At 70.5% G+C, this 22,408-nt stretch carries 21 protein-coding genes; 18 read left to right on the top strand and 3 right to left on the bottom strand.

The genetic code is table 11. The annotated features are described in order from the left end of the window. The first annotated feature begins 15 nt into the window (after window positions 1–15). The 8 genes from BMW85_RS08860 to BMW85_RS08820 all read left to right on the top strand — a co-directional run bounded on the left by BMW85_RS08860 (window position 16) and on the right by BMW85_RS08820 (window position 11,670). On the top strand, window positions 16–2,565 hold the full coding sequence (locus BMW85_RS08860) for a multicopper oxidase domain-containing protein (protein ID WP_091079219.1): 2,550 nt from the start codon (window positions 16–18) through the stop codon (window positions 2,563–2,565). Next, a complete protein-coding gene (locus tag BMW85_RS08855) occupies window positions 2,562–2,999 on the top strand; it encodes a hypothetical protein (protein WP_091079217.1) in 438 nt (145 codons plus the stop codon). Before BMW85_RS08860 ends, BMW85_RS08855 begins: the two co-directional genes overlap by 4 nt. Window positions 3,000–3,105: 106 nt before the next feature. After that, window positions 3,106–6,762 (top strand): nitrate reductase subunit alpha, encoded by a 3,657-nt coding sequence (locus tag BMW85_RS08850; RefSeq protein ID WP_091079215.1) that lies wholly within the window; start codon window positions 3,106–3,108, stop codon window positions 6,760–6,762. Further along, a complete protein-coding gene (gene narH, locus BMW85_RS08845; RefSeq protein WP_091079213.1) occupies window positions 6,762–8,312 on the top strand; it encodes a nitrate reductase subunit beta in 1,551 nt (516 codons plus the stop codon). The genes BMW85_RS08850 and narH overlap by 1 nt, the downstream gene beginning before the upstream one ends. Continuing rightward, entirely contained in the window at window positions 8,309–8,992 is a 684-nt protein-coding gene (narJ, locus tag BMW85_RS08840) for a nitrate reductase molybdenum cofactor assembly chaperone (RefSeq protein ID WP_177240563.1), read from the top strand. Before narH ends, narJ begins: the two co-directional genes overlap by 4 nt. Then, window positions 8,989–9,669: a respiratory nitrate reductase subunit gamma gene (gene narI, locus BMW85_RS08835; RefSeq protein ID WP_091079210.1), complete on the top strand. Its 681-nt coding sequence runs from the start codon at window positions 8,989–8,991 to the stop codon at window positions 9,667–9,669. The genes narJ and narI overlap by 4 nt, the downstream gene beginning before the upstream one ends. Window positions 9,670–9,899: 230 nt before the next feature. After that, on the top strand, window positions 9,900–11,009 hold the full coding sequence (locus BMW85_RS08825; protein WP_091079207.1) for an FAD-dependent oxidoreductase: 1,110 nt from the start codon (window positions 9,900–9,902) through the stop codon (window positions 11,007–11,009). A 115-nt stretch (window positions 11,010–11,124) separates the two neighbouring features. Then, window positions 11,125–11,670, top strand: a complete 546-nt coding sequence (locus BMW85_RS08820) for a GNAT family N-acetyltransferase (protein WP_245774699.1) — start codon at window positions 11,125–11,127, stop codon at window positions 11,668–11,670. Window positions 11,671–11,686: 16 nt separating this feature from the next. On the opposite strand, the gene BMW85_RS08815 is transcribed toward BMW85_RS08820, so the two are convergent. Continuing rightward, window positions 11,687–12,091 carry an ArsI/CadI family heavy metal resistance metalloenzyme gene (locus BMW85_RS08815; RefSeq protein ID WP_091079205.1) on the bottom strand — a complete coding sequence of 135 codons (405 nt, stop codon included), beginning with the start codon at window positions 12,089–12,091 and terminating at the stop codon, window positions 11,687–11,689. Window positions 12,092–12,534: 443 nt separating this feature from the next. On the opposite strand from BMW85_RS08815, the gene BMW85_RS08810 reads away from it, so the two are divergent. The 9 genes from BMW85_RS08810 (at window position 12,535) to BMW85_RS08765 (ending at window position 19,880) form a co-directional block, all read left to right on the top strand. After that, window positions 12,535–13,044, top strand: a complete 510-nt coding sequence (locus BMW85_RS08810; RefSeq protein ID WP_342743387.1) for a DUF8817 family protein — start codon at window positions 12,535–12,537, stop codon at window positions 13,042–13,044. A 43-nt stretch (window positions 13,045–13,087) separates the two neighbouring features. After that, on the top strand, window positions 13,088–14,200 hold the full coding sequence (locus BMW85_RS08805) for a winged helix DNA-binding domain-containing protein (protein ID WP_091079203.1): 1,113 nt from the start codon (window positions 13,088–13,090) through the stop codon (window positions 14,198–14,200). 101 nt (window positions 14,201–14,301) lie between these two features. Further along, on the top strand, window positions 14,302–14,688 hold the full coding sequence (locus BMW85_RS08800) for a TraR/DksA family transcriptional regulator (RefSeq protein ID WP_091079201.1): 387 nt from the start codon (window positions 14,302–14,304) through the stop codon (window positions 14,686–14,688). 173 nt (window positions 14,689–14,861) lie between these two features. Continuing rightward, window positions 14,862–14,984, top strand: a complete 123-nt coding sequence (locus tag BMW85_RS51830) for a hypothetical protein (RefSeq protein WP_281249557.1) — start codon at window positions 14,862–14,864, stop codon at window positions 14,982–14,984. A 607-nt stretch (window positions 14,985–15,591) separates the two neighbouring features. After that, window positions 15,592–16,131, top strand: a complete 540-nt coding sequence (locus BMW85_RS08795; RefSeq protein ID WP_177240562.1) for a DUF421 domain-containing protein — start codon at window positions 15,592–15,594, stop codon at window positions 16,129–16,131. Between the two features lie 386 nt (window positions 16,132–16,517). Then, a complete protein-coding gene (locus tag BMW85_RS08790; protein WP_143082148.1) occupies window positions 16,518–16,946 on the top strand; it encodes a phage holin family protein in 429 nt (142 codons plus the stop codon). A 136-nt stretch (window positions 16,947–17,082) separates the two neighbouring features. Beyond that, entirely contained in the window at window positions 17,083–17,394 is a 312-nt protein-coding gene (locus tag BMW85_RS08785) for an LppU/SCO3897 family protein (RefSeq protein WP_091079194.1), read from the top strand. A gap of 733 nt (window positions 17,395–18,127) precedes the next feature. Continuing rightward, window positions 18,128–18,742, top strand: coding sequence for a collagen-like protein (locus tag BMW85_RS49335; protein WP_177240561.1), 615 nt, complete (start codon window positions 18,128–18,130; stop codon window positions 18,740–18,742). A gap of 766 nt (window positions 18,743–19,508) precedes the next feature. After that, window positions 19,509–19,880, top strand: coding sequence for a group I truncated hemoglobin (locus tag BMW85_RS08765; RefSeq protein WP_091079185.1), 372 nt, complete (start codon window positions 19,509–19,511; stop codon window positions 19,878–19,880). A gap of 185 nt (window positions 19,881–20,065) precedes the next feature. Here the strand turns inward: BMW85_RS08765 and BMW85_RS08760 are convergent, their stop codons facing one another. Continuing rightward, the gene (locus tag BMW85_RS08760; RefSeq protein WP_091079183.1) at window positions 20,066–20,554 is read right to left on the bottom strand and encodes a cupin domain-containing protein; all 489 of its coding nucleotides are present in this window, start codon (window positions 20,552–20,554) and stop codon (window positions 20,066–20,068) included. After that, on the bottom strand, window positions 20,545–21,144 hold the full coding sequence (locus tag BMW85_RS08755) for a TetR/AcrR family transcriptional regulator (RefSeq protein ID WP_091079181.1): 600 nt from the start codon (window positions 21,142–21,144) through the stop codon (window positions 20,545–20,547). The genes BMW85_RS08760 and BMW85_RS08755 overlap by 10 nt, the downstream gene beginning before the upstream one ends. Window positions 21,145–21,355: 211 nt before the next feature. Between BMW85_RS08755 and BMW85_RS08750 the strand changes: the two genes are divergently transcribed. Then, a complete protein-coding gene (locus BMW85_RS08750) occupies window positions 21,356–22,408 on the top strand; it encodes a hypothetical protein (RefSeq protein WP_091080643.1) in 1,053 nt (350 codons plus the stop codon).

Below are 22,408 nucleotides of genomic sequence, written 5' to 3'. Positions count from 1 at the left end.
AGGGAGGTCATCGAGGTGAGTCCGGTCGACATCCGCATCGAGGGCGGCAGACCGCCGCTCGCGCCACCGCCGCGTCCCCGCGCCTCGTGGCACCTGCGGGCGAACGCGGTCGTCGTCGGCTGGCTCGCCCTCACCGTGGTGGCGGCGCTGGTCGGCGACGTGCTGCCGGCGCCGCGCTGGCTGCTGATCCACGTGTTCCTGCTGGGCGCGATCAGCACCGCCATCCTCATCTGGAGCGAGCACTTCACCGTCGCGCTGCTGCGCGTCCGCACCCCGCCGGGCCGAGGCAGCCTCGCCAGGCTCGGCCTGCTCAACGCGGGCGCGGTCGCGGTGCTGGCCGGGGTGTCGGCCGGGCCGTGGCAGGTCGCCGCCGCCGGCGCGGCGCTGGTGGCGGGGGCGGTGCTGTGGCACGCCGGCGTGCTCGTCACGCTGGTACGTCAGGCGCTGCCCGGCCGGTTCGGTCACGTCGTCGGCTGGTACGTCGCCGCCCCCGTAGCGCTCGCCACCGGCGGCGTGCTCGGCGGGCTGCTGGCCGCGGACGTCGGGCACGGCGCGGCCCACGAGCGGATGCAGGCCGCGCACGCCGTCGTGAACCTGTTCGGCTGGATCGGGCTGACCGTGCTCGGCACGCTGTTCACGCTCTGGCCCACGGTGCTGCGCACCCGCATGGCGGACGGGACGAGGCGGGCCTCCCGCCTGGGGCTGCGGCTGGCCGTTCCCGGGCTGGCGGTCGCGACCGGCGGGTTGCTGGCGGGCTGGCGGTGGGTGGCCCTGGCCGGGCTGGTGGCGTACGCGGCGGGGGCGCTGGCGGCGCTCGTGCCGCTGGCCGACGCGCTGCGGCGCAGGCGGCCCCACACCGGGGCCGCCTGGATGCTGGGCGCGGCGATTGCCTGGTTCGAGGTGGCTCTGGTCGCGAACGCGGTGGTCGTCGCCACCCGCCCGGCGGCCGGGGTCGCCGCGGCGCTGGAGCCGCTGCTGCCGCTGGTGCTCGTCGGGTTCGTGGCCCAGGTGCTGTTCGGCTCGCTGCTGCACCTGCTGCCCGCGGTGCTGGGCGGCGGGCCGGCCCGGTTCAAGGAGAACGCGGCGCTGCTGGAGCGCGGCTGGCCGGTGCGGCTGGCGGCGCTCAACGTGGGGGTGCCGCTGCTGGTCCTGCCGGTGCCGCCCCCTGTGATGCTGCTGGGCTGGGCGCTCGTCCTGGGCTCGGCCGCGGCGTTCGTCGTGCTGGCGGTCACCGCACTGACCCGCGCCCGTGCGGCGTCGTGGCGATCGTCGCCGGCCGTGGCCGGGGTGGCCGCCGGTTGCCTGCTGACGGCGGCCGCGGTCGTCGTCGCCACGACGGGTGGTACGGGCCCGGCCACGGTCACCGTGACCGGCTCCCGTACGGTCGAGGTGACGTTGTCCGGGATGAGCATCCGCCCGGCGGTGATCGAGGCGCCCCCGGGCACGGTCCTGACGTTGCGGGTCACCAACGCCGACGCCCAGCGCCACGACCTGCGCCTGGCCACCGGCGAGCGCACCCCGGCGCTCGCCCCCGGCCAGAGCGCGACGCTGAAGCTGGCGGCCCTCGGCGCGGCCGTGGACGGCTGGTGCACGGTGGCCGGGCATCGGGCGGCGGGCATGACGATGCGGATCGTCCCGACAGGAACGGAAATATCCGCCCACGCCGCCGCGCACCCGTCCGGCCCCGCCCGCCTCGACCTCGCCGCCCCCATGTCGCCGGGCTGGATGCCGTACGACGCCGCCCTGCGGCCCGCGCCCGGCGGCACCGAGCACCACGTCGAGATCCGCGCCGACGACAAGGTCGTCCAGGAGGTCGCGCCCGGGGTGCGGCAGCGCGTGTGGACGTTCAACGGGACCATGCCGGGGCCGGTGCTGCGCGGCAAGGTCGGTGACGTGTTCGTCGTGACGTTCGTCAACGGCGGCACGATGGGCCACGGCATCGACTTCCACGCCGGGGCCACCGCGCCGGACGGCCCGATGCGGACGATCCAGCCGGGGGAGCGGCTGACGTACCGGTTCCGCGCGGAGTTCGCCGGGGCCTGGCTGTACCATTGCTCGACCATGCCCATGACGCAGCACATCGCCAACGGCATGTACGGCGCGGTCGTCATCGACCCGCCCGGCCTGCCGCCGGTGGACCGCGAATACCTCCTGGTGCAGGGCGAGCTCTACCTCGGCGAGCCCGGCAGCGAGGCCCAGGTCGCCAAGATGCGGGCGGGCGAGCCGGACGGCTGGATGTTCAACGGCGCCGCCGCGGGCTACGACCACGCCCCGCTGCGGGCCGAGGCCGGCGAGCGCGTACGCCTGTGGGCCGTGGCCGCCGGGCCCAGCTCGGGCACGTCGCTGCACGTGGTCGGAGCGCCGTTCGACACGGTCTACAAGGAGGGCGCGTACGCGCTGCGATCCGGCGACCCCGGCGGGGCGCAGACGCTCGACCTCGCCCCCGCGCAGGGCGGCTTCGCCGAGCTGGTCTTCCCCGAGCCGGGCAAGTACCCGGTGGTGGACCACACGATGCGTCAGGCGGAGGCGGGCGCGCACGGGCTGTTCGAGGTGAGCGGGTCATGACGTGGTGGTCGGTGGTGCGGTTCCTGCACGTGCTGGGCGCGGCGCTGTGGGTCGGCGGCCAGCTCTCGGTGTCGCTGGTGCTGCTGCCCCTGGCCCGGCGGCTGCTGGACGAGCAGCGGCGGGGCCAGGTGCTGAGCGCCGTGGGCCGCCGCTTCGGGCTGCTCACCGCCGCGGTGTTCCTGCCGGTGCAACTCGCCACCGGGGTGGCCATCGCCTGGCACAAGGGCGTGACGTGGGCCTCGCTCGCCGAGCCTGGTTACGGCCGGATCCTGGCGGCGAAGCTGCTGCTGTTCTGCGCCGTCATGGCCGCCGCCGGGGCGCACGGGTGGCTGACCGGTGCGGGCCGGCCGAGGCTCGCCCGGGTGATGGCGGTGACGTCGCTGGTGGGTTCGCTGGGCGTCGTGCTGCTGGCCACCGCCCTGCCAGCCACCTGAGGGCCTATCGCCTTGGGAGGCGGGACTTTGGTCCCTGCCCGACATGGTGCCTATGCCGGAAGTCTTTCCTCGTGAGCCCTGTATCCCCTGTGGCGAGGAAGGTTCCATGACCGACATCGATGCGGTTCCCGGGATGGGGCCGCTGCTGGCCGCCCGTACGTTCTTCACCAGGTCGGAGGTGTCGGCCGACGGCCGGACCCTGCACCAGGTCGACCCGAGCGGCTGGGACCGCTTCTACCGGGACCGTTGGGCGCACGACAAGGTGGTGCGCTCGACGCACGGCGTGAACTGCACGGGTTCGTGCTCGTGGCAGGTGTTCGTCAAGGACGGGCTCATCACGTGGGAGCACCAGGCGACCGACTATCCCTCGGTGGGGCCGGAGTCGCCCGAGTACGAGCCGCGCGGCTGCCCCCGTGGCGCGTCGTTCTCCTGGTACACCTACTCGCCGTCGCGGGTGCGCTACCCGTACGTGCGCGGGGTGCTGCTGGAGGCGTGGCGGGAGGCCAGGTCCAGGCTGGGGGACCCGGTGCTGGCGTGGGCGGAGCTGACCGGCGACCCGGAGCGGGCGCGGGCGTACAAGCGGGCCCGCGGCAAGGGCGGGTTCGTCCGCGCGGAGTGGGACGAGGTCCTGGAGCTGATGGCCGCCGCGCACGTGCACACGGTCAAGGAGTACGGGCCTGACCGGGTGGTGGGGTTCTCGCCCATCCCGGCCATGTCGATGGCGTCGTTCGCGGCAGGGACGCGGTTCCTGTCGATGATCGGCGGCACGCTGCTGTCGTTCTACGACTGGTACGCCGACCTGCCGATCGCCTCGCCGCAGGTGTGGGGCGACCAGACGGACGTGCCCGAGGCGGCCGACTGGTGGAACTCCCGCTACCTGATCATGTGGGGCTCCAACATCCCGGTCACCCGCACCCCGGACGCCCATTTCATGACCGAGGCCCGCTACCAGGGCACGAAGGTGGTGGCGGTCAGCCCCGACTACGCCGACAACGTCAAGTTCGCCGACGACTGGCTGGCGCCGCATCCGGGCACGGACGGCGCGCTGGCGATGGCGATGGGGCACGTGGTGCTGACCGAGTTCTTCCGCGAGCGGCAGGTCCCGTACTTCACCGACTACGTACGGAAATACACCGACCTGCCGTTCCTGGTGACGCTGGAGCCGCGCGGCGACGCCTACGTGCCGCGCCGCTTCCTGACCGCCGCCGACCTGACTGACGACGCCGGCGAGAACGCCGCGTTCAAGACCGTCTTCCTGGACGAGGAGACGGGCGAGCCGCGCGTCCCGAACGGCTCGCTCGGCTTCCGCTGGGGCGAGGAGGGCGAGGGCCGCTGGAACCTCGACCTGGCCGGCGCCACCCCCGCCCTGACCCTGCTCGGCCGCGCCGGCCGCGCCGTCGAGGTCGACCTGCCGCGCTTCGACGAGGGCGCCACCGAGGGCGGCTCGGTCATGCGCCGCGGCGTGCCCGCGACCGAGGTGGGCGGCAAGCTCGTCACGACGGTGTTCGACCTGCTCATGGCCCAGTACGGCGTGCCGCGCGCCGACCTGCCCGGCGAGTGGCCGCAGGGCTACGAGGACGCGGCGCAGCCGTACACGCCGGCCTGGGCGGAGGAGATCACCTCGGTCCCCGCCGCGACGATCGCCAGGATCGGCCGCGAGTTCGCCCGCAACGCCGAGGTCACCGAGGGCCGGTCGATGATCGCGATGGGCGCGGGCACCAACCACTGGTTCCACTCCGACCAGATCTACCGGGCCTTCCTGACGCTGGTGCTGCTGACCGGCTGCCAGGGCGTCAACGGCGGCGGCTGGGGCCACTACGTCGGCCAGGAGAAGGTCCGGCCGATCACCGGCTTCCAGCACCTGGCCTTCGCCTTCGACTGGCAGCGGCCGACCCGGCACATGGCGGGGACGGCGTTCTGGTACCTCGCCACCGACCAGTGGCGCTACGAGCAGATCCAGGCCGACGAGCTGTCCAGCCCGCTCGGGGACGGCCTGTTCGAGGGACGGTCGTTCGCCGACTGCAACGCCCAGGCGGCCCGGCTGGGCTGGCTGCCGTCGCACCCGACGTTCAACCGGAACCCGCTCACGCTCGCCGACGAGGCCGCCGCGAAGGGCGTCGGCGTGGCCGAGCACGTGGTGGACGAGCTCAGGTCCGGCCGGCTGCGCTTCGCCGCCGAGGATCCCGGCGAGCCGGCGAACTTCCCGCGCGTGCTCACCGTCTGGCGGGCCAACCTGCTGGGCTCGTCCGGCAAGGGCAACGAGTACTTCCTGCGGCACCTCCTCGGCGCCGACGCCGAGACCCGCAACCGGGAGGGCATCCACCCCACCGAGGTGCGCTGGCGGGAGGAGGCCACCGAGGGCAAGCTCGACCTGCTCACCACGATCGACTTCCGCATGACGTCCACGGCGCTGTTCGCCGACATCGTGCTGCCGGCCGCCACCTGGTACGAGAAGCACGACCTGTCCTCGACCGACATGCACCCGTTCGTCCACGCCTTCAACCCGGCCATCGCCCCGCCGTGGCAGACCCGCGCCGACTACGACGTCTTCCTCGGCCTCGCCGACGCCTTCTCCGAGCTGGCCGCCCGCCACCTCGGCAAGCGGACCGACGTCCTCGCCGTCCCGCTCGCCCACGACACGCCGGACGAGCTGGCGCAGCCCGGTGGCCGCGTACGCGACTGGAAGCACGGCGAGTGCGAGCCGATCCCCGGGAAGACCATGCCGAAGATCGTCACGATCGAGCGCGACTACGCCGCCGTCGGCGAGCGGATGCGCGGCATCGGGCCGCTCTTCGCCGAGCTGGGCCTGACCACCAAGGGCGTCACGTACCGGGTCGGGCCCGAGCTGGACGACCTGCGCGCCAGGAACGGCGCCACCCCCGAGGGCCACGTCTCCCTGGCCACGGCCGACCGCATGTGCGAGGCCATCCTCGCGCTGTCCGGCACCACCAACGGCCGCCTGTCCACGCAGGGCTTCGAGACGCTGGAGCGGCGCACCGGCACCCGGCTCGCCGACCTGGCCGCCGAGCACGAGGGCAAGCGGATCACGTTCGCCGACACCCGGTCCAGGCCGCAGCCCGTCATCACCTCGCCCGAATGGTCCGGGTCCGAGACCGGCGGACGCCGCTACTCCGCCTTCGTCATCAACGTCGAACGCGACAAACCCTGGCACACGCTGACCGGCCGCCAGCAGTTCTTCCTCGACCACGACTGGATGATCGAGCTGGGGGAGCAGCTGCCCGCCTACCGGCCGCCGCTCAACATGCGCCGCCACTACGGCGAGCAGGGCGACGGCCAGGACGGGGCCGAGGTCACCGTGCGCTACCTGACGCCGCACTCGAAGTGGTCCATCCACTCGGAGTACCAGGACAACGCCTACATGCTGGCGCTGTCGCGCGGCGGGCCGACGATCTGGATGAGCGTCGAGGACGCCGCCAGGATCGGGGTGGCCGACAACGACTGGATCGAGGCGTACAACCGCAACGGCGTGGTCGTGGCACGGGCCGTCGTCTCGCACCGCATGCCCGCCGGGACCGTGTACATGTACCACGCCAAGGACCGCAACGTGAACGTCCCCCTGACCGAGAAGTCGGGCCGGCGCGGCGGCGTGCACAACTCCCTCACCCGGCTGCTGCTCAAGCCCAGCCACCTCATCGGCGGGTACGCGCAGTTCACCTACGCCTTCAACTACTACGGGCCCACCGGCAACCAGCGTGACGAGATCACGGTGATCCGCCGCCGGGGCCAGGAGGTGACGTACTGATGCGCGTCATGGCACAGGTCGCCATGGTCATGAACCTGGACAAGTGCATCGGCTGCCACACCTGCTCGGTCACCTGCAAGCAGACCTGGACCAACCGGGACGGCGTCGAGTACGTCTGGTTCAACAACGTCGAGACCAAGCCCGGCGTCGGCTACCCGAAGCGCTACGAGGACCAGGACCGCTGGCACGGCGGCTGGCAGCTCGACGGGCGCGGCCGGCTCAAGCTCCGCGCCGGCGGCCGGATCAAGCGCCTGCTCAACCTGTTCTCCAACCCCGACCTGCCCACCCTGGACGACTACTACGAGCCGGCCACCTACGACTACGACACCCTCATCAACGCCCCCGCTGGACCGCACACCCCGGTCATCCGCCCCAAATCCGCCATCACCGGCCGCGACATGGCCATCACCTGGGGCGCGAACTGGGAGGACGACCTCGGCGGCGCCCCCGAGCACGCCCCGGCCGACCCCAACCTCGCCGCGATGGCGGAGAAGGTGGCGATGGAGTTCGACAAGACCTTCATGTTCCACCTGCCGCGCATCTGCGAGCACTGCCTCAACCCGGCCTGCGTCGCCGCCTGCCCGTCCGGCGCCATGTACAAGCGCGAGGAGGACGGCATCGTCCTCGTGGACCAGGAACGCTGCCGCGGCTGGCGCATGTGCGTCTCGTCGTGCCCGTACAAGAAGGTGTACGTCAACCACAAGACCGGCAAGGCCGAGAAGTGCACCTTCTGCTTCCCCCGCATCGAGGCCGGCCAGCCCACCGTGTGCGCCGAGACCTGCGTCGGCCGGCTGCGCTACCTCGGCCTCATCCTGTACGACGCCGACGCCGTGCTCGACGCCGCCCGCGTCACCGACCCCCGCGACCTGCTGGAGGCGCAGCGCCGGGTCTTCCTCGACCCGGAGGATCCCGCGGTGATCGCCGCGGCCCGCGCCGGCGGCATCAGCGAGGACTGGATCGAGGCGGCCCGACGCTCCCCGATCTACCGGCTGGCCATGCGTTACCGGGTCGCGCTGCCGCTGCACCCGGAGTACCGGACGCTGCCCATGGTCTGGTACATCCCGCCGCTCTCGCCCGTCCTCGACGCCGTCACCGGCGTGGGCGCCGACGCCGACGACCCCGACAACGTCTTCCACGCCATCACCGACCTGCGCATCCCGCTGGAGTATCTGGCGAGCCTGTTCTCGGCCGGCGACACCGAGGTGGTGGCCGGGGTGCTGATGAAGCTGTCGGCGATGCGGGCGTACATGCGGGCCCGCACCATCGACGGCACCGTCGCCACGGACCTGCTGGAGTCGGCCGGGATGACGGCCGCCGACATGGAGGACATGTACCGGCTGCTCGCCATCGCCAAGTACGACGAGCGCTACGTCGTGCCCGCCGCCCACCGCGAGGACGCCGCCGCCCTGTCCGCCCAGGCCGGCGGGTGCAGCCTCGACGGCGACGGCGGGCCCGGCATGAGCGACTTCCACCCCACCGGTGTCACCGGCCGACGCGGCGACGGCCGGCTGGGCCTGAAGCTCTTCGTCGGCAAGGGAGGCCAGGCATGAGACTCCGCCTGAGGTCCGACACGCGACCCGGCACGGAGACCAGCACGCAGCCAGCGCCTGGAGAGCGGGCGGCGCTGCTCCGGCTGGTCTCCCTCCTGCTCCAGTACCCCGACCCCGCCCTCCTCGCCGCCCGCGACGAGCTGGCCCAGGCGGTACGCGCCCTGCCGGAGTCGGCGGCCCGCGCCTCGCTGACCGCCTTCGTGGCCTGGTTCGGCGGCCGGCAGCCGATGGAGCTGGCCCGCCACTACGTCCAGACCTTCGACCTGCGCCGCAGATCGAGCCTCTACCTCACCTACTACCTGCACGGCGACACCCGCCGCCGCGGCATGGCCCTGCTCACGCTCAAGCAGCGTTACCGGGTCGCCGGGCTCACCCCGCCCGAGGGCGAACTGCCCGACTTCCTGCCCGTCGTCTGCGAGTTCGCCGCCCTGGCCGGTCCCGCCACAGGGGAGGCGCCGCTCCGGCAGCACCGCAAGGGCCTGGAGCTCATCCGCACCGCGCTGCACGAGAGCGGCTCGCCGTACGCGCTCGTCCTCGACGCGCTCTGCGGCGAGCTGCCCGAGCTGTCGGCGGCCGAGCACGCCGCCGTCGCCGACCTCGCCCTGGCCGGGCCGCCCGCCGAGGAGGTCGGGCTGGCGCCGTACGGCCCGCCGCTCACCGAACTGGAGGTCAGACCGTGAACGTCGCGCTCTGGGTCGTCGTCCCCTACATCGCGCTGACGGTCTTCGTCGTCGGGCACGTCTGGCGCTGGCGCGTCGACCAGTTCGGCTGGACGACCCGTACCACGCAGGTGCTGGAGAGCCGGCTGCTGCGGCTCGGCTCGCCGCTGTTCCATCTCGGCGCGTTCGCCGCCATCGGCGGGCACGTGCTCGGTCTGCTCGTCCCCAAGTCGTGGACCGCGGCCGTCGGGATCGACGAGCACCTCTACCACCTGGTGTCGGTGGTCGCCGGCACCGTGGCCGGGCTCATGGTGGTCGCGGGCCTGGCGCTGCTGCTGGCCCGCCGCTTCACCAGCCCGCGGGTGCGCCGTACGACCACCCGCGCCGACAAGGTCCTGTTCGCCGTCCTCGCCGTGGTGATCCTGCTCGGCATGAGCGCGACCATCGGCGCGAACCTGCTCGGCGGCGGCTACGACTACCGCGCCACGATCGCCGTCTGGTTCCGCGGCGTCCTCACCCTCCACCCCGACCCCGCCCTGATGGCCGACGTGCCGCTGGTCTTCCAGCTGCACGCCCTGTCCGCCTGGCTGCTCGCCGCGATCTGGCCGTTCACCAGGCTCGTCCACGTCTGGTCCGCGCCCGTCGCGTACCTGTGGCGGCCCTACGTCGTCTACCGCCGGCGCGTGCCGCTCAGCTGATGGGGCGAGGCCGCTCTCCTCCGCGATGGCCCGGGCGAGCGCGGCGGTGTGGCGTAGCCACATGTTCTGGGCGTAGTCGCGCTGCGCAGGCGTACTGGCCACCAGCTCGGTGAAGGCGGCGAAGCGGGCGTCGCCGCCTTCACCGGCGGCCACCCGGGTGGTCAGGGCGTGCTCGCGCAGCGCGGCCGGGATGGACTGGCCCTCGGACCGCTCACGCCGGAGCACCCTTCATGAACACCACCCCCACCCTCCGCATCGCCATCATCGGAGCCGGCCCCGGCGGCCTGACCTGCGCCCGCATCCTCCAACGGCACGGCATCACCACCACCGTCCACGACCGCGACACCGGCCCCGCCGCCCGCGACCAGGGCGGCACCCTCGACCTGCACGCCGACAACGGCCAGCTCGCCCTCCGCGAAGCCGGCCTCCTGGACGAGTTCTTCCGACTGGCCCGGCCGGAGGGCCAGGAGATGCGCCAGCTGGACCCGGCCGGCACGATGCTCTTCCACGTCCCCGAGCCGGACGAGCGGTACAAACCGGAGATCGACCGCGGCCTGCTGCTCAACTCGCTCCAGCCCGGCACCGTGCGCTGGGGCCACGCCCTGCGCGCCGTCAGCGGCCCCGCCGAAGGCCACAGGCAGCTGCACTTCACGGACGGCACCACCGTCGAAGCCGACCTCGTCATCGGCGCCGACGGCGCCTGGTCCAAGGTCCGCCGCGCCGTCTCCCCGGCCACCCCCCGCTACACCGGCGTGAGCTTCCTCGAAGCCTGGTTCCACGACGTCGAGACCCGGCACCCCGGCATCGCCGAGCTCGTCGGCCAGGGCGGAGCCGCCGCGGCCGACGGCGAGCGCGGCCTGTTCGCCCAGCGCAACGGCGGCGACCACATCCGCGTCTACCTCATCCAGCGCGTCCCGGCCGACTGGATCACCGCCGGCGGCCTCACGGCCGACGGCATCCGCGCCCTCCTTCTGGAGCGCTACCGCGACTGGTCGCCCCGCCTGCGCCGGCTGATCTCCGACAACGACGGCGCCTACGTCGACCGCCCGATCTTCGCCCTGCCCGTCCCGCACGTCTGGGAGCACAACCCCACGGTGACCCTGCTCGGCGACGCCGCCCACCTCATGCCCCCGCTCGGCGTGGGCGTCAACCTCGCCATGCTGGACGCCAGCGAACTCGCCCTCGCCCTCGCCCACCACGACACCGTCGGCGAGGCGATCCATGCCTACGAGAAGACCATGCTTCCCCGCTCCACGGAGATGGCCCGGCTCCTCGACGGAGCCGCCGAGGGACTGCTCTCCACCGAGCTACCCGACTTCGCCACCGCCGCCGACCACTGACAACTCCATCGCCGGCTTCAGACGAGATCGCAGTCGGCGCCGTGATGCCGCATCTCACTGATCCGTTATTTCGGCCACGTCGATACGAGCATTAAGGCTGGGTTAGGTTGCTCGGGTGGGGATCTATGGGGAGCTGCCGGCGGAGCTGATGACCGAGCGGCTGCGGTTGCGGCGGTGGGTGCCGTCGGATGCCGAGGACTATCGCGGGTTGTCGCTTGAGCGGGACCCACGAGTGCCGCCGGCCCGGCGGATCGACGCCGAGGGCCGCCCGACGGTCGAGGACATCCGCGGCTGGCTCCTCGACAATCCGCTGTTGGCGGCTCCGGGGCTCGGGTTGCTGCCTGTCGAGCTGCGCGCCACCGGTGAGTTCATCGGCTACTGCGGATTGACCATCGGCCAGGGGTCTTTCGACGAGCCTGAGATCGCGTACGAGCTGGCACGACGAGCTCACGGCCGCGGATACGCGACGGAAGCCGCTCGTGCGGTCATGGAAGCCGCGGCTCGAACCGGACGCCGGCGACTCTGGGCGACCGTGCGGGAGTGGAACGCACCCTCGTTCCGCGTCCTCGGGAAGCTCGGTTTCCACCACAGCGGCCGCGTCACCGAGGACGCCGAACACGGCGACACGATCTGGATGACGCGCGTACTCGATCCGGACTAGGGGCGCGGCGCTGCGGTCAGCAGCATGCCGAGTCGGTCTCCTTGGCCAGGGTGTCGGCGTCACCCTTGACCACGTACACCTCCCATGGCTCCGCTCCAGGACCGTGGACCCAGACCTTGTCCTGGAGGGCGTAGCAGCAGGAGGTGTCGTTCTCCTCGAACGTCGCCAGGCCGGCGTCCTTGAGCCGCTGGGTGGCGGCGTTGACCTGGGCGGTGTCCTCGACCTCGACGCCCAGGTGGTCCAGGCGGGTCGCCTCCCCCTCCTCTCCCTCGATGAGCACCAGCTTGAGCGGCGGTTCGGCGATGGCGAAGTTGGCGTAGCCGGGGCGGCGCTTGGCCGGCTCGGCGCCGAACAACTTGGAGTAGAAGGCGATCGAGCCTTCCAGGTCGGCGACGCGCAGAGCGAGCTGGACGCGAGACATGACGATCTCCGATCTCCTGATTTCGACGGACGTCTAAGCAGTCCCGAGTCTGCGTCCGTGCTTAGGCTTCTGTCAAATTAGAGAAACATCGAATCAGTGCTCGCTCGCGTCCACCCAGTACAAGTGCGCGACAAGCCGATACGGATTGGAGCGATCCATATGCGAGCCTCCCCGAAGGGTGCAAACATCGCCGGGCCACCTGGAAGGAGAAGCACTTGAGCGAACCCGAGGTTCGGCCGAACGAGACGACGGTGCCGTTGATGCCGTGCGCGTCAGTGGAGGAGACCCTGGCGTTCTAAGAGGCGCTGGGGTTCGAGGCGACCTACAAACAGAGCAGGCCCTATGTATATCTGGCGCTGCGGTGGAGCGGATTCCAGCTGCACTTCGGCCCGGCGCCCAAGGACCTGGACCCGACGCGGGAGGGCTCGGGAAGCTGCCTGGTCATGGTCGACGCCGTGGCGCCGTACCACGCGGCGTTCGTCGCCGCGATGCGCCGGGTCTACGGGAAGGTGCTGGCCTCCGGCGTTCCGCGGATCACCCGTTACCGGCCCGGCGCGTCCCGGTTCACCCTGATCGATCCGTCCGGGAACTCGATCCTCTTCATCCAGCGTGACGAGCCCGCCGAGTTGGAGTACGGCGGCTCGAAGAAGCTGACGGGCCTGGCCAAGGCGCTCGACAACGCCCGGATCCTGCGCGAGTTCAAGAACGACGACCTGCAGGCCTTCCGCGCCCTCAAGTCCGCGATGCGCAGGCACCACGCGGACGCCTCGGTGGCCGAGCGGGCCATCGTCCTGTGTCACCTCATCGACTTGGCCACCGTACTCGGCGAGCCCACCGATCCCTGGCTCGCTGACCTGCGCGGTCTGGAGCTCACCATCGACGACCGGCAGCGCGTCGAGTCGGAACTCGGGCATCTCGCCGGACTTCAGGAGTGGCTTCCCCCGGCCCGGTGATCACGTCGGTGGGATTGTCGGTGGCGGAGGATACGGTTGACCGGTGGAACTCACCCCCCAGCAGGTGCTCGGTTTGCGGATGTCCAGCCTGCTGCTACGAGCGTCGCCCGGCGGCGCCGGCCAAGCGACGGGCGTGGCCGAGGTGGTGACCTGGCTCGGGGCGATGCAGGCGCAAGACCTGGCCAGCGGTCTGTGGTCGTTCGGCACGAGACTGCCCGGACACACCGCCGCCGACGTCACCGCCGCGCTGGAGCGCCGTGAGGCGCTGCGCACGTGGCCGATGCGCGGCACCATCCACTTCGTCCCGTCCCGCGACGCCCGCTGGATGGTCGAACTGATGGGCGTCCGGGTGCTGAACGGCGCGGCGAGGCAGCGCGAACAACTCGGCCTCTCGGAGGAGACCGTCGCTCAGGCCATGGAGGTGCTGGGCGCGGCCCTGACCGGCGGCGGGCGGCTGACCCGGTCGGAGTGCCTGGCAGCGCTGACCGACAAGGGCATCGACACCAGTGGCCAGCGCGGCTACCACCTGCTGTGGTACGCCAGCCAGCGGGGCCTGCTGTGCATCGCCCCCAACATCGGCAACGAGCAGAGCTTCGTGCTGCTCGACGAGTGGGTTCCCGACCCGCACCGGCCGGAGCGCGACGAGGCGCTGGGCACCATCGCCCTGCGCTACTTCCGCGGTCGCGGGCCGGCCACCCGGCACGACTTCGCGGGCTGGACCGGCCTGACCGCGGCCGACGCCAAACGCGGCATCGCGGTGGCCGGCGACGCGCTGGCCCGGGTGACCGTCGATGGGGTGGAGACCTACCTCCACGCCGCGCTCCTCGACACCGCCCCTCTCCCGGTCGGCGACGACGAGCTGCTCGTGCTGCCGGGGTTCGACGAATACCTGCTGGGCTACAAAGACCGCTCGCTCATGGTCGCCGACGAGCACAAGGCGGCCATCGTCCCCGGCAACAACGGCATCTTCCAGTCCACAGTGGTACGCGCCGGCCGGGTCGTGGCCACCTGGAAACGCACCCTCACGAAGAGCCAGGTACGGATCGCCGTGCAGCCGCTCACACCACTCCACAGCAGCGACCGGGCGGAGGTGGAGCGGGCGTTCGAGCAGTACGCGCAGTTCGTGGAACGCACCCCGGAGGTGCGCTGGCCCTGACCTGTTCGGGGGTGAAAGGCCCAGGACCACCCCGGTTACCAGCCCAGGTCATCTCCAGGGAAGGGCGGCGAATAATCTGGTGGGGAAGGTGAGGAGCCAGGATGACCGAACACCACCGGGACGCCGCTCTTACCCCCTCCGAGCAGGCGACCATACGAGAACTACTCGACACCGACCGCCGCAGAACCACGGACCGCATCGCCCTGCTGGGCCGCGACCGGGACGAGATCGTCACCTCGTCGGCGCTGACGGCCTCCGACGACGAGCACGACCCCGAGGGATCGTCCACAGCGTTCGAGCGGGCCCACGTCCAGGCCCTTCTCGACCAGGCCCTGACACACCTCGCCGAACTGGACCTCGCTGCCGAGCGGCTCCGCGATGGCACCTACGGGATCTGCGCGAAGTGCGGGCAACGCATCCCCCTCGAGCGCCTGGAGGTCCTCCCGGCCATCAAGACCTGCGTGAAATGCGCCTCCCGCCGCCGCTGACCTCCCCGCCGTCCGGACCTTCGGACGCGGCGGCCCCCGCTTTGCGGTGATGCCCGCGACCACGCTCTTGCGAAAAGGGCGAGGCGCTTAAGATCCGGTCACTTCTCGTTCAGATGTTCGCCGTGAACAACGGGCGGGGGGCTGACAGTCAGCGGGGGGAAGGACACCGCCACGTGTTCGATCGGCAGGAGAAGCTGTTCGCTGTGGGAGCCGACCAGGGCGACCTGTTCGGTGCGGAACCCGAGACCGAGGAGGCGCAGGCCGCCCGCGCGCCCGTGGCGTGCTGCGACGCCTGAGCTGAGCAGGCTCGGATCTAGGTGATCATGCGGCTTGTCGAGCCGTTCCCGCGATCAGGAAGGAGACTCGCGGGTCTGTGGAACCAGCCCGAGACGCCTGCCCACGTAAATGCTGTGAGCCCGGCACGCCGGGGGACGGTCGAGTATGCGGAACCACGCGGCGTTCGTCGCCGCGATGCGCCTGGCCTACGGGGAGCCGCGCTAACACTTCGGAGTGCAAGGAGTTAAGGAGACGGACTCAGGGATCACCGTTTGCAGCGTGTGAAGCGGCCGAGCAGTTAGGCGGCCAGCAGGGTCACGGTCGCCAGGATGGTGCTTGGCTTGGTGGCCGCGGTCTTGAGCTTGCCCATGGCCGGCCTTCGACGGCGGTCCGTAAAGCGTGAGCGCACCGGCGAGCCTGACCTGGAGAAGCGGGTAGGAGTCCAGGTCGAGAACGCCTTCGAGCGTGAGTATGTAATGCGGAAGTCAACGGTTCGCGCGACGCGTGACGGCAGCGAGAACGGCGGGACCTGGGGGCTGGCCTGGCGGCATGGGTGGACCTTCCAAACGGCACGGCGTTGAGGACCGCGGTCTTCCGCGATGTGGCCGACTGGCAGGGGGAGTGGGCATGCGCATCGGACTGACCTGGACAGACGCGGGCACGGTCGTCCTTTCCACGGTCGTGATCTATCTCGCGTTCCTGGTGCTCATCAGGATCGTCGGCCAGCGGGCTCTGGCGACGATGTCGAGCTTCGACCTCGCTGCGGCCGTCGCCCTCGGCGCGGTCATGGGACGTGCCGTGCTGGGCTACACCCCGACCCTGCTCGCGGGCTTGATCGGTATGTGCACCCTGTTCGCCCTCCAGACGGCCTTCCGGCTCATGCGCCGCAACAGCCGGCTGGAATGTTTGATGAGCAACGCCCCTCTGCTGCTCATGGCCGACGGCGCGGTGCTGCACGACAACCTGCGCAAGGCGCAGATCAACGAGGACGAACTCCGTCAGAAGCTACGCCTGGCCTCGGTTCACCGCTACGGGGACGTGGCCGCGGTGATCCTGGAACGCACCGGTGACATCAGCGTGCTGCGCCGAGGTGAGGCCATCGACCCGGAATTCCTCGCCGACGTCAAGGGCTGCGACCGCCTGCGACCAGGGCATTCGGGCGCGTGACTCGGCGTTTGTGCCCCACCGACGGAGGTCGCCTACCAGTTCGTCGTCGCCGTCGATGCTCTCCACCTCAGGGTCGTCGACGAACGGCTGGAGACGTCCCAGGGCGAAGATGTCGTTGTAGATCGGCTCCGCGAGCCGTGGCTCCTCCTGCAGAAGTGAGGGTGGTCCGGCTCCTGGCGAGCCTGCCTCGCAGGAGAGGCAGTGAGTCCGAGCAGTTCCGACGCGGCTGATCGGAAGTGGGGCCGGACCCGATCCGTCGGAGCAGGTGATCGTAGCTCTGGACTTGCTCGGTCAGCCGCAGGCAGGTGCCGGGTTCGGCTGTCCGGTCACGGGTAGCAGCCGGTGAGTGCGGCCGTTTGGAGGCCGCAGAGGGGGAGACAGGCCAGATGCGAAACCACGACAATCCACGCCCAGTCGAGGAAGACGTCGCGGGTCGGCTGGCATCCGATGCGGCTGGGCTGGTCCGGCAGGAAGTGGCACGCTTGCGTTCGGAGATGTCCGAGAATGTACGGCGCGCCGGCATCGGGGGAGGCATGATGGCGGCCGGTGCCCTGCTCGGACTGCTGGCGCTGCACGCTGGATCGGTGACCCTGCTCCGCTTTCTGGAGTCGACGTTGTCTCCGAAGCGCGCAGCTCTGGCACTGACCAGCGGGTATCTCACGGTGGGTGGGGCCCTTGCGCTGCTGGGCCTGCGACGGCTGCGGGCCGCGAGCGTCACGACCAGGCGCGAGGTCGCCCATGTGAAGGAAGAGATGGCCGGAGCCGCTGAGGGGGCACGACAGGCCTCCGCGCGCACCGCCCCCGCGAGCCGATGAACAGCCTTCTGGTCCTGTAGGCGTTCCAGCCATTCAGCGATTCGCCGCTCTCGTGGCCGCCGGGCGCCGATTGACGGGGAATGCTGATGATTCTATGCTCTGGCCCAGTTCGGGGCTTTCATGCAGGGAGAATCTGGTGGAGTCCGGAAAGAAATCTGGCCTGGGCCGGACATTAGTCGCGATCCTGCTCCTCGCTGCCATCCTTTTCGTGGTTTGGTGGTTCAACGGGAGGGTGGCCGCAGGCGGTGCAGAGGTGGGTGACTGCCTCAGTGCTGACAAAGAGCGCGTGAGTTGTGAGGGGTCCGACGCGGCGTACCAGGTTGTGGGGCGGCTCGAAGGCATCCAGAACTGCAACGCTTTTCCTTCGGCGACCAGCAGGTACACGCAATTCCTCTCAAGGGGCGGCCAGAGCAGCAGCGAACTGACGCTGTGCCTGGCCGACAAGTGATCTGCCACCGGCGAGCAAGAACCTGAACACCATGGCGGTCCGGTTGACCGGAGAGGGACCGCCCGGCGATCGTCGTCGTGGTTCACGGGCACGTCGGCATTGTGGCCTGCCTGGTCCCCGTATTTACGTTTACGTGGGGTATGTACCCCTGGTCGATTCTGTCCCAGGTGGACCCGTTCGAAGTCACAGTGTCACCCTGCACGGTGCAGATGATCGACACGCTTGTGCCTGCCGGTAGTTGGGCGACGATCGGCGTGCCGAGGAATTGGGCCTCGTAGACGTACGCGCCGTACCCAGGGGGCATCATGATCGTGCCGGCGGCTCGCTCCGGCTCGGGCTTCGGCGCCGAGTCCCGTGGCCAGAGTCGCGAGCTCGCCCATGAGCCAGTAGAACATATGGGACGCCTCGATCTGTGGTCGTCAGATCCCCCAGGCGCATTTCCCGGTGCGGCATTCATCCGCGTTCCCCCTGCTGCGCTCCCTTAAAGATCGAATCCCCCGATAGCATGCGTATCGTCGGCGCCTAAAGCCGGGAAATGCAGGGCCGGCCATTAGCGGTGAGATGGACCATGGGTGCCCTGAGCTGCTCGAACAGCCCGTGGCGCTCATTGCTGTCCCGTTGTTCCTCGCCTCCGCGCCCTGAAGATCAAGTGACTTCCAAGCCGGTCACCATTGCCATGCACGACGGTGGGCGTCATCCGACGGCGTGGGGTCGTCATACGGCAGGAAGGGACATGATGAGCGGCAGGAAGACCATGCTGGCGGTCGGAGCGGTGGCGGGGCTGATCGTGGGAGGCTCGGGGGTGGCGGTCGCCGGGGTGGTGGCGTCCGCCGATGTGATCACAGCGTGCGTCACGTCAAGCGGCACGCTGCGCATTCCCAGCACCGCGCGGCCCACAACCAACCCGTGGCCCTCCCCGACGTCGCAGACGGAACTGGCGCCCACTGGCGAGCCGGGTCCGGAGGGGTGCACGGCCGGGGAGCGGGTCATCACATGGAACCAGCAGGGTCCCGCGGGCCCCACCGGTCCTGCGGGCCCTGCCGGACCCACGGGTCCTGAGGGGCCGAACCCGTTCGACGGCCAATTCCGTGGCGGCCTGAGCGCGTTGCTGCATCCGCACACCGAAGGGTCCTACATCAGCAAGTGCCTGCGTGGGCAGATCGCGGTGAGCGGCGGCTACGAGATCTATGAATTGCGCAACGAGGCGGTCATGCCGGACGTCATCGTGTCCAAGGCGACCCTGGTGTTCGACGCCGACGGCAAGTCCCGCAGCTACGAGGTCAAGGCCAAGAACCCCACGGACAAGCTGCTCAACGTCTTCTCCGATGTGCTCTGCATCCCGGAGTGAGGCACCATTCGGCCTTGTTCGGGCCGAAGAGCCGACTCGACACGGTTCTTCGTGCACCGCCCTGACCTGCTCGAACAGCCCGTAGCGCTCATTGCTGTCCCGTTGTTCCTCGCCCCCGGAGACCCGCCCGATTCTCATCCCGAACGGCTGGGGCGGCCTTATGCAAGGGCAGCAAAGCCCGCATGCGGTCCTACTGTGGCCTGAGGGCGCCCACGGCTCGCGGGGCTGCGATAAGCCGCGCCATCAACAGTGGACGTCATTGCGCTGGGACGTTCAGTCGGAGGCGGCCCGGTTTGCGGCAACCGGGCCGATGGATTTCGGTCGTTATAGTGCCTGCGGGGGATCGGACCTCTTCGGCCCGGCCAACTGCCGAACAGCGACTCGGCGTCGAGGTCCACGCAGGTCACCGCGCAGGCGCGCCGCGCCGCCTCCATCAGGGCGAGCGCGAGGGTGTTGCGCTCGGCGTACTGCTTGCGGATCAGCCGGCCGATGTCGTCGTGCCTGACCGCCGGGCGCGTCTGGTCCGGTGGTGGCCGCGCTGCTGGGCCTGGCCGGCATGATCATCGCGCCTGGCCCTGGCCCTGGCCCGCACCCGCCGCACCGGCTGACACCTCGAACCCGGCCACCGCACGGGTGGGCGATCACTGATCGTTGCTCGTGTGTCACTGTTGTGAGCCCCCCGTCTCCGGCGCATTGCCGGCACGTCACGCCGGCGAAACGACCTGCGGTGATGCTCTTGTCCAACAGCACTGGAGGGAGCTTGGGCATGGCGTCCATCTTCGATCGGATCGGTGGCGCGAGCGCGGTCTCCGCCGTGGTCGACGACTTCTACGGTCGCGTCCTGGCCGACCCCCGCCTCGCGAGCCACTTCACCGGCACCGACATGAGCAAGCTCAAGTCGCACCAGCGCAGCTTCGTGGCCGCCGCTCTCGGCGGCCCGCAGGAGTACCGGGGCAAGTCGATGGGCGAGGCGCACGCCGGGCTGGGGATCACCGCCGAGCAGTTCGACGCGGTCGTCGCGCACCTCGCCGGCGCACTGGAGCACTGTGGGGTCGAGGGGGAGACCATCACCGCCATCGCCGGCGCCCTCGCCCCGCTGAAGGCCCAGATCGTGTCCGGCGAGGCGACCGCGGCATAGGCGTCCAACAGGACGCGGTCGCCGTTCCCCCGGCTGCCCGGCGGTGGGCCCGCTGGGAGAAGCGTTCTGGGTGGGCGAACATCCCCCGCTCCTCTCGGTTTCGGCCGCCCGGAACCCCGAAGATGGCCTCCGCGTGCTGGACACTGTTCACCGGTCAACGCGCGTCATCGGCGCTCGGGTGAGGGTCAGGACGCCTGGCGGTCGCGGGTCCAGGCAGGGCTGTCGAGGAAGTGGTTGTCGTAGAGGTCCTGGGACGCGAGCAGTTCCTCGAGCGTGGCCTCGCCCCGGCGGAGGCGGTCGAGCAGGCGGAAGTACTCGAAGCGCTGGATCCCGGGGGCGACGACGATGAGGAGGTCGGCGGTGTGGCCGGGGGCGGCGGCGAACGCGTGGGGTGTCAGCGGGGGCACGGCCGCCACGTCGCCCCGTTCCAGCGTCACGATCTGATCGCCCGACAGGATGCGGGCCTTGCCGTCCAGGATGTAGAAGAGTTCGGTGGAGGTGGCGTGGTGGTGGGGCACGGCGCCGTCCGCGCCTTCGGTGAGCGTCATCCGGATGGTGCTGAGCGCACCGCCGGTGTCGCTGGAGTCGAGCAGCAGCCGCCCGGTCGCCTTGGGCGAGATGATGGTCTCGGCGTCGACTTCGCGGACGATGGCGGTTTCCACGATCAGGGACATGTCAGGTTCCTTTCGAGCGCGGAGGACACGAGCCGTTCTACGTAGGCCCGGTCGACCGGCGCGCCTGTGATCATCACTCGGTAGTAGAGGGCGCCGGCCAGCTGGTCGAACAGCGGCTCGGCGTCGAGGTCCGCGCGTAGCTCGCCGCGCACGCGCGCCGCCTCGATCAGGGCGAGCGCGAGAGTGTTGCGCTCGGCGTACTGCTTGCGGGTCAGGCGGCCGATGTCCTCGTGCCTGGCCGCGGCGGCCACGAGTTCGCCGACCGTTCCGGCGGAGGGGCCTTCGCGGTGCCCGGCCGCGCGCATGCGGTTGAGCCCGGCGGCGATCTTCTCCAGGTAGTTGACGAGGTCCGCCCGGATGTCGCCGGTGTCGGTGATCTCGTCGTCGGCCTGCAGTCGTGCCACCACCGCGACGGCCAGGTGGTCCTTGGCCGGCCAGCGGCGGTACAGCGTGGTCTTGGCCACCCCTGCCTGCTCGGCCACCTCGTCGATGGACAGGCCGGTGTAGCCGCGTTCGAGCAGCAGGGCGGCGGCGATCCGCAGCACCCGCTCGTCAACTTGCGTGTCACGTGGTCGTCCCCGAGGCACCATGCCGCCCTCTCCTCTTTCGAAACTCAGGTAGCGAAATAGAGGCTACGCTTCGCTCCTGAATTGCGCAACTCCAGTTTCGTAAATGGGGGCGGCAGCCGACTACGGCGAGGTGTGGATCGAGAGGACGACCAAGGAGCAGTCACTCGTGCTTCTCGTCTGAACGTGTCGCAAGTGCTTCCTCCAAGACCGAATGTGAGTCAGCATGGGCCGGATGGTCGTGTTCGTGTGTGTGGGGTGCGGAGCCGTGCTGACGACGCCGGTGTCACAGGTCGCGCTCCCCGTCCACGCCGCACAGAAGTTCGGCCACGAGTTACTGCCTGCGCTCCTGGAATCTGGGACGTACGCGGTGGACCCGGAACCTTCCGGACCGCCGCGACGGCGATGGGAGGAGGTGGGTGCGGACGAAGCAGCGGCCCGCGGCGTTTATGCACCGGTCTACACCCTGTCGTACGGGCCTCCCGGAAGGGTGGGCGTCGCGCCGGGCGATGTTCGCGGAACCGTTCTGATCCCTGAGCGGTGCGACGGTTACTGCTTGGGGCTGGACGGTCGGGACGGCCCGAATCTGGCCTGCGAGGGATGCGGGCAGGCGGTGGCGACGCGCATCGACGACTGCACGTTGTGGCAGGTGGTGTGGCTTGACCCGCGCGCTGTGCGGCCGGTCGGCGTCGAGGCCCCCGCTCGTCGAGTGGTCGGCTGGGAGGCGCTACGGGAGGAACATCCGGGTACGCCACCGGTCGAGCAACCCGGACGGTGGAGCCCGGTGTGGACGGCGGCGGTCGCGGTGGCACTGGCCCGCCTGCTGGCGGTGTCGGGCGGCAAGCGAATGGCCGTCCCCGACGGGCCGGTCGCCGAGGCGTTTCGCAAGGCGATCGACATCCTGCTCCCGCCGGGGGCGCCGACACGCGAGATGGTCTTGGCCGGACCTGGCCTGCCCGCAGCGATCACGGACATAGCCCTGGTGCCGCAACATCCGCAGACTGGTGAGGTGTGGCCGACCGATGCGCGGGCGGTGGTGCCGCTGGCTGCTGACGTGTGGATGTACCTGGCCTTCCACGACGATCGGCGCCTTGTCCCAGCGGCGAGTGGGATGCCTGACGGTGTCCGCCGCGATGATCCGCCGCCACTGTTGCCATGGAGACCGTTCCGGCCCGATTGGGAGATGTTCGTCAGTACGTTGGCGCTCCTGCCGGAGGTTCGTCAGCCGTGGTTACGCGCCATCTATGATCAGGTGAGAGAGCGCCGATACCAACACCCGTTCTGGTGA

The organism is Nonomuraea wenchangensis (assembly GCF_900111685.1).
Taxonomy (GTDB): domain Bacteria; phylum Actinomycetota; class Actinomycetes; order Streptosporangiales; family Streptosporangiaceae; genus Nonomuraea; species Nonomuraea wenchangensis.
The sequence above is the reverse complement of the archived record's forward strand: the minus strand, read 5'-3'. Positions and strand labels throughout refer to the sequence as shown.